7 protein-coding genes are annotated in these 6,000 nt (G+C 67.5%); 3 read left to right on the top strand and 4 right to left on the bottom strand.

Features of this window, described 5'->3' with window-relative positions; translation table 11 throughout:
* Nucleotides 1-125 precede the first annotated feature (125 nt).
* A complete protein-coding gene (locus DIE23_RS36770) occupies nucleotides 126-1,547 on the bottom strand; it encodes a coniferyl aldehyde dehydrogenase (RefSeq protein ID WP_124617531.1) in 1,422 nt (473 codons plus the stop codon).
* A 143-nt stretch (nucleotides 1,548-1,690) separates the two neighbouring features.
* Between DIE23_RS36770 and DIE23_RS36765 the strand changes: the two genes are divergently transcribed.
* On the top strand, nucleotides 1,691-2,746 hold the full coding sequence (locus DIE23_RS36765; protein WP_124617529.1) for an AraC family transcriptional regulator: 1,056 nt from the start codon (nucleotides 1,691-1,693) through the stop codon (nucleotides 2,744-2,746).
* 52 nt (nucleotides 2,747-2,798) lie between these two features.
* Complete coding sequence (locus tag DIE23_RS36760) at nucleotides 2,799-3,308, top strand: GNAT family N-acetyltransferase (RefSeq protein WP_124617527.1); 510 nt, start codon at nucleotides 2,799-2,801, stop codon at nucleotides 3,306-3,308.
* An 8-nt stretch (nucleotides 3,309-3,316) separates the two neighbouring features.
* Here the strand turns inward: DIE23_RS36760 and DIE23_RS36755 are convergent, their stop codons facing one another.
* The 3 genes from DIE23_RS36755 to DIE23_RS36750 form a co-directional block, all read right to left on the bottom strand.
* Complete coding sequence (locus tag DIE23_RS36755) at nucleotides 3,317-4,270, bottom strand: leucyl aminopeptidase (RefSeq protein WP_124617525.1); 954 nt, start codon at nucleotides 4,268-4,270, stop codon at nucleotides 3,317-3,319.
* Between the two features lie 58 nt (nucleotides 4,271-4,328).
* Nucleotides 4,329-4,451 carry a hypothetical protein gene (locus DIE23_RS40570; RefSeq protein ID WP_006752127.1) on the bottom strand — a complete coding sequence of 41 codons (123 nt, stop codon included), beginning with the start codon at nucleotides 4,449-4,451 and terminating at the stop codon, nucleotides 4,329-4,331.
* A gap of 363 nt (nucleotides 4,452-4,814) precedes the next feature.
* Complete coding sequence (locus tag DIE23_RS36750) at nucleotides 4,815-5,270, bottom strand: Lrp/AsnC family transcriptional regulator (protein ID WP_124617523.1); 456 nt, start codon at nucleotides 5,268-5,270, stop codon at nucleotides 4,815-4,817.
* A 117-nt stretch (nucleotides 5,271-5,387) separates the two neighbouring features.
* Here DIE23_RS36750 and DIE23_RS36745 point away from each other — a divergent pair, with 117 nt between their 5' ends.
* The gene (locus DIE23_RS36745) at nucleotides 5,388-5,933 is read left to right on the top strand and encodes an alpha/beta hydrolase (protein WP_124617522.1); all 546 of its coding nucleotides are present in this window, start codon (nucleotides 5,388-5,390) and stop codon (nucleotides 5,931-5,933) included.
* Nucleotides 5,934-6,000: the final 67 nt, after the last annotated feature.

The following is a 6,000-nucleotide window of genomic DNA, read 5'->3' as shown; positions in this document are numbered from 1 at the left end:
AGCATGATCGAGATACCAATGCTGCTTTGAACATTCTCCGATGCGGACGTGCATCGCCAGGTGTGGGAATCCTCCGCATCTAGGCGAGGAGGACGTCAAGAAATCGTCTCCCGATGGTCGATGGATCACGCGATGCGCGTCAGCACGCGCAGCAGCAGCTCGAAGGTTTTGCCGTACGGCGGATGGAACAGCGCGGTGCCGCTGCGGCGCGCCTGGTGGAACACGGGCTTGTGATGGCTGAACGTGTCGAAACCCCACTTGCCGTGATACGCGCCGATGCCGCTCGGGCCGACGCCGCCGAACGGCTGGTGCTCCTGCGCGAGATGCCACAGGCAGTCGTTGACCGTGACGCCGCCCGACACCGTTTCGCGTAGCACGCGATCACGGCGCGCGGCGTCGCGGCCGAACCAGTACAGCGCGAGCGGGCGCGGGCCGCGATTCACGCGGTCGATTGCATCGTCGAGGTCCGCGTATTCGACGATCGGCAGCACGGGGCCGAAGATCTCCTCGCGCATCACCCGCATCGTGTCGCGCGTGCCTAGCACGAGCGTCGGCGCGAACTTGCGTGCGCCCGCGGAGAAGCGCTCGCCGGCCGGATTGACTTCGAGCACGCGCGCACCGCCGTCGCGCGCGTCGTCGACCAGCGCCGCGAGACGGTCGCGATGCCGCGCGCCGATGATCGCCGTGTAGTCGGGGTTGCCGGCGAGCGTCGGGTAGCGGCGCGCGATCGCATCCGACAGGCGCGCGGCGACGGTCTCGGCGGTGCCGGCCGGCACCAGCAGATAGTCGGGCGCGATGCAGGTCTGGCCGGCATTGAGCAGCTTGCCGAACGCGATGCGCCCGGCCGCGTGCGCGACGTCGCACGACGGGTCGAGGATCGCGGGCGACTTGCCGCCGAGTTCCAGCGTGACGGGCGTCAGGTTCGCGGCCGCGGCTCGCGCGACATCGCGCCCGACCGCGGTCGAGCCGGTGAAGAACAGATGGTCGAACGGCAAGCGCGCGAACACCTTCGCGGTGTCGACGTCGCCCGTCACGATGCCCAGTTCGTCGGCGTCGAACGCGTCGGCGACGAGCGTGTCGAGCAGCGCCGACAGCCGCGGCGTCAGTTCCGACGGCTTGACCAGCACGCGGTTGCCGGCGGCGAGCGCCGCGACCGCGGGCCCGATCGCGAGCTGCAGCGGATAGTTCCACGGGGCCATCACGCCGACGACGCCGCGCGGCTGCGGCGCGAGCCGGTTGTGGCCGGGCCGGAAGTGCGCGGCGGTCGGCACGCGGCGTTCGCGCATCCAGTGCCGCAGACGCGCGCGTGCATGGCGCAGGCCGCTTCGAACCACGAACAATTCGGCGAGCCGCGTTTCGTGCGCGGAGCGTCCGCCGAAGTCGGCGTCGATCGCGCGCACGATCGCCGCTTCATGTGTATCGAGCAGCGCGCGCAGGCGATCGAGCCGCGACAGGCGGATCGCGAGCGGCGGGGCGGGGTCGCGGGCGAATGCTTCGCGCTGGCGTTCGAAGCGTGCGGCGAGGTCGGGCGGACGGCTCGGTCGCATGGTGTCTCCTCCGGGGGCGTTGACGTCGTTCAGGCGACGACTGATGACGCCGATGGTGCGGGCCGCATGGGAAAACACCAATGCTGCTTCGGGACAATTGTTTTAGTATTTGGGCCAAATCGGCGCTTCGAGGGTTTCTCCGCATGAGCTTCTGGGACTTCACCCGGAGTCCGGCCAGCGCGCGGCTGCTGGTCGATTTCGGCGACGAACGCGGCGTGTCGCGCACGAAGTTGCTGGCCGGCACGGGCCTCGCGGACGCGCAGCTCGACGATCCGAACGTCGAGGTGACGGCCGCGCAGGAACTGCGGCTGACCGGCAACCTGCTGCGCGCGCTCGGGCGCGCGCCGGGCCTCGGGTTCGAGGTCGGGCAGCGCTATCACTTCTCCGCGTACGGCGTGTGGGGCTACGGGCTGATCGCGAGCGCGACCGCGCGCGACGCGCTGGCGCTCGCGATGCGCTTCCTGCCGCTTACGTATGCGTTCACGGTGATCACGTATCGCGAGGAACCGCAGGCGTGCGTGCTCAATTTCGGCGCGCCGGAGCTCGAGGCCGACCTGAGCCGCTTCCTCGTCGAGCGCGACATGGCGGCCGCGGCCGTGCTGCTGCAGGAAATCGGCGGCGGCGAATTCGCGTTGTCGCGCTTCACGATGCAGGCAGCGAGCGCGGCGAGCGCATCCGCGTCCACGCGCGCACCTGCACCCACACCGCGCATCGCCGGTGTCGAACCCGCGTTCGGCGCGCGCGCGAACAGTCTCGCGTTCGACCGCGCGTTTCTCGACCGGCCGCTGCCGCATGCGAACCCGCTGACGGTCTCGATGTGCGAGCAGATGTGCAGCCAGCTGGTCGAAGCGCGGCGCGCGCGGGTCGGCACGTCGGAGATGGTGCGGCAATATCTGACGGCGACGCCCGGTAACGTGCCGTTCTCGCTCGAGGACATGGCACGGCTGATGAACACGAGCCCGCGCACGCTCAAGCGCCGGCTGCAGGAAGAGGGCACGACGTTCCGCGTGCTGCTCGCGCAGGCGCGTGGCGCGATGGCCGAGACGCTGCTCGGCGATGCGCACCTGTCGCTGACGGAAGTCGCCGAGCGGCTCGGCTTCAGCGACCTGTCGAGTTTCTCGCAGGCGTTCAAGCGATGGTATGGTGTGCCGCCTGGCACCTACCGCAGCGGCCTGCCGCGCGACCGCGGCTCGCATTGACGCCGTGTCGCGCGACGCGCGCATTCCCCGACCCCTTCACGAGAGGACCCGCATGATCACGCTTCGCCCGATGACCGAGGACGACTTCCCCCGCTTCTGGCCCACGTACCACGCGATCGTCGCCGCGCAGGAGACCTACGCATTCGATCCGGCGCCGACACGCGAAGCCGCTCGCGCGCTGTGGCTCGACGCGCCGCTTTGCACGTGGGTTGCCGAAGAGGACGGTGTGCTGCTCGGCTCGTACTACCTGAAGGCGAACGCGGCCGGGCCCGGCAATCACGTGTGCAACTGCGGGTATATGGTCAGCGAGGCCGCGCGCGGCAAGGGCGTTGCACGTCTGATGTGCGAGCACTCGCAGCAGGTGGCGCGCGAACGCGGCTTCCTCGCGATGCAGTTCAATTCGGTGGTCGCGACGAACGAGGTGGCGGTCGCGTTGTGGCAGAAGCTCGGCTTCGAGATCGTCGGCCGGCTGCCGCGCGCGTATCGTCATGCGCGGCTCGGCTTCGTCGATTGCCTCGTGATGTTCAAGTGGCTCGGCGACGCGGCGGCCGCCGACGCCTGATTCCGAAGTCAGACGGCGAACGCGCCGTCGAACACGATCCGCTCGTCGAACGCGAGCGTGCCGCGCGCGAAGATCAGGTCGAGGTGGTGGCTGCCGTTTGCGCCGCCGCCGAGGCCGAGATGCAGGCCCGGATGGCGTTCCTCGAACCCGGCGTTGCGGCCGTACAGCCCGCGGATGCCCAGGTTCGTGCCGATGCCGAATTCCTCGATGCGCCGGTGATTGTCATGCCGGTCGAGGTACGACGCGAAGTCGCGCCGGAAGCCCGCGTCGTCGCTGTCGAAATCGACGATCAGGCTGTCTTCGACATGCAGCGTCGCGAACCGCTCCGCCACGCGGTACTTGATCGCGAACGGCACGGTGCCGAGGAACGTGCCGCTGAACACGATCGAGCCGTGCAGGTCGGTGACGTGCGTCGCGATCTCGCCGGGCACGACGTCGAGATTGCCCATCCCGTCCACGCTCGTCCATTTCTGGTCCGGTGAAAGCGAGCCGGTCAGCGTGTTGCCGGCTTCGTCGATGAAATGGATTTGCGATGCGCGCGCGGCCGCTTCGATCAGCCGGCCGTTGCGCGTGGCGATGTCGTCGAGCGATTCGGCGAACGCCTCGTCGAGATGCGGGCCGTAATCCTTGAACAGCACCGACTTGCTCCAGTGCTCGACGATCGCGGGACGGATCGCGGCCAGGAACGGCGGGCCGCTCGGCGACGGCGTCGGCAGGCACGACGAGTCGTACAGCAGTACGAACAGGTCAGCCTGCGTGAGCGCGGCGGCGATGTCGGCGGGCGGGGTGGTTTCGAGGCAGAGGGTCGTCGCGTCGAGCGAGTCGGGCAGGGCGGAAAACGCGCGCAACGCGATGTCGCGGTTGCGGGTGTCGTAGCCGACCAGCAGCTTGCCCGTCTCGCCGCGTGCGAGCTTGTCGCGCAGCGCCGGGTGATACCCCAGCGCGCGGTGCAGGTTCAGCATGCGTGTCTCCGGAAGCGGCGGAAGGGCCGAGGCCCTTCCGCGGGAACGGGCTGGCCGCTCAGACCGGCCAGAGCGCGGTGCCGAACGGCACCACGGCATCCTCGACCATCATGTCGACGGCCTCGGGGTGCGTATCTTCCTGCATCCAGTCAAGCAATTCGATCTGCCGGGTTTCCTGCATGTCAATTCTCCTGTGGTGAACATGAGCGATTCAACATGAAAGCGCGGTAAAGGGATTACCGCCGCTCATCCGGCATTTTTTGAATACCGGACGAGTGGCGTCGATATTAGTCTGACGATTTGGTAAATGCAATGCGTTGCAAGGTTTTTAGCCGTGGGGTGCTAAACATGAGGGGCTCGCCATGCATCGCGCGATGAAGCCAAATAAACCGAATCGCGCATATCGCGGGTTCTTTATCGAATATCGAGGCCGCGACTGATTAATCGATTCATGCGATTTTTTAAATCGGAAATCCAATTGCGCCGATCGTTTCGATTTTCGTCGTTCGCGAACGAGGCAGGCGTCGCCTGACCGTTGCCGGCCTCAACCCAGCAAAGCCTTGCCGAGCGGCTTGACGGGTTCCGACCGAAGGACCAGCGAAGTCGTGACCGCGCCGAAGCGGGCAATCGCGTCGATGATGGTTTCGAGCTGACCGGGCGTCGGCACGAGCACCTTCAACAGGAAACAGTCCTCTCCGGTCATCCGGTGAATCTCGATGACGTGCGGCATGTCGGCAAACGCACTCAATGCGGGCTTGATGTGTTCGTGCGTCGTTCTCAGCCGGATGATGGCCATCATCCCCAACCCGAGCGCGGCCGGATCGATCCGCGCGGTGTAGCCGGCGATGATGCCGCGTTCCTCCAGGCGCTTGACGCGCTCCGACGTCGCCGGCTGTGACAGGCCGACGCGCCGGCCGACTTCGGACAACGGCGTGCGCGCATTCTCCTGCAGCGCTTCGATGATCGAAATATCCAGGCGATCCAGTTCTCCGTCGGGCATCTCCGCATTCCTGTTCCGTTGATTCATCGGGATTCTGTCTCAATATCCGATGACTTGCCATTCCGCGCAGCAGTCCCGCGGGTCAGACTGGACGCTCTTACGTTCATGGAGGCAGGAATGGATCGAAGCATCGTCATCGTGCCGGGGATCGGCAACTCGGACGCGGATCACTGGCAGACTCACTGGGAAGCGGCGCTTCCGGGCGCCGCACGCATTGCGCCGGCGTCGTGGGATACGCCCGACTTGATCGACTGGATCGCGGCGCTCGACGCGGCCGTCGCGCAGGCCCGGACGCCGCCGGTCGTGGTGTGCCATTCCCTCGGGTGTCTGTTGTTCGCGCATTGGCGTGCCGCTGCAGCGCGCCCGGTGCACGGGGCGTTTCTCGTGGCGGTGCCCGATCCGGACGGTCCGCGTTTTCCGGTTGCCGCACAGGCGTTCGCGCGTTTGCCGGACGAGGATTTCGGCGACCGGCCGGTGATGGTGATCGCCAGTTCGGACGACCCGTACGACCCGTCCGGGCGAGCCATCACCTGGGCGGCGGAACGCGGCGCGAGACCGCTGGTGCTCGGCGCGCGCGGCCATTTGAACGCAGCATCCGGGCTGGCGGAGTGGGACGAGGGGCGTGCGCTTTTCAGCGCGTTTACCGCCGGACTGGGCGCGTAGTGGAGGCCGGGCTTGGTGCACCCCGGTTCCGGGCGGTGCACCCGGCATCGAGGCCACCGACGCACGC

Origin of the sequence: Burkholderia sp. Bp9143 (assembly GCF_003853645.1) — a bacterium.
Classification (GTDB): Bacteria; Pseudomonadota; Gammaproteobacteria; order Burkholderiales; family Burkholderiaceae; genus Burkholderia.
Note: the sequence above shows the minus strand (reverse complement) of the source record. Positions and strands in the feature narration are given on the sequence as shown.

Bases quoted from the DNA above. Each gene is read 5' to 3' on its own strand.
- DIE23_RS40570 (WP_006752127.1), bottom strand. From the start codon at position 4,451: ATGCAGGAAACCCGGCAGATCGAATTGCTTGACTGGATGCAGGAAGAT.
- DIE23_RS36770 (WP_124617531.1), bottom strand. From the start codon at position 1,547: ATGCGACCGAGCCGTCCGCCCGACCTCGCCGCACGCTTCGAACGCCAG.
- DIE23_RS36755 (WP_124617525.1), bottom strand. From the start codon at position 4,270: ATGCTGAACCTGCACCGCGCGCTGGGGTATCACCCGGCGCTGCGCGAC.
- DIE23_RS36765 (WP_124617529.1), top strand. From the start codon at position 1,691: ATGAGCTTCTGGGACTTCACCCGGAGTCCGGCCAGCGCGCGGCTGCTG.
- DIE23_RS36760 (WP_124617527.1), top strand. From the start codon at position 2,799: ATGATCACGCTTCGCCCGATGACCGAGGACGACTTCCCCCGCTTCTGG.
- DIE23_RS36745 (WP_124617522.1), top strand. From the start codon at position 5,388: ATGGATCGAAGCATCGTCATCGTGCCGGGGATCGGCAACTCGGACGCG.
- DIE23_RS36750 (WP_124617523.1), bottom strand. From the start codon at position 5,270: ATGCCCGACGGAGAACTGGATCGCCTGGATATTTCGATCATCGAAGCG.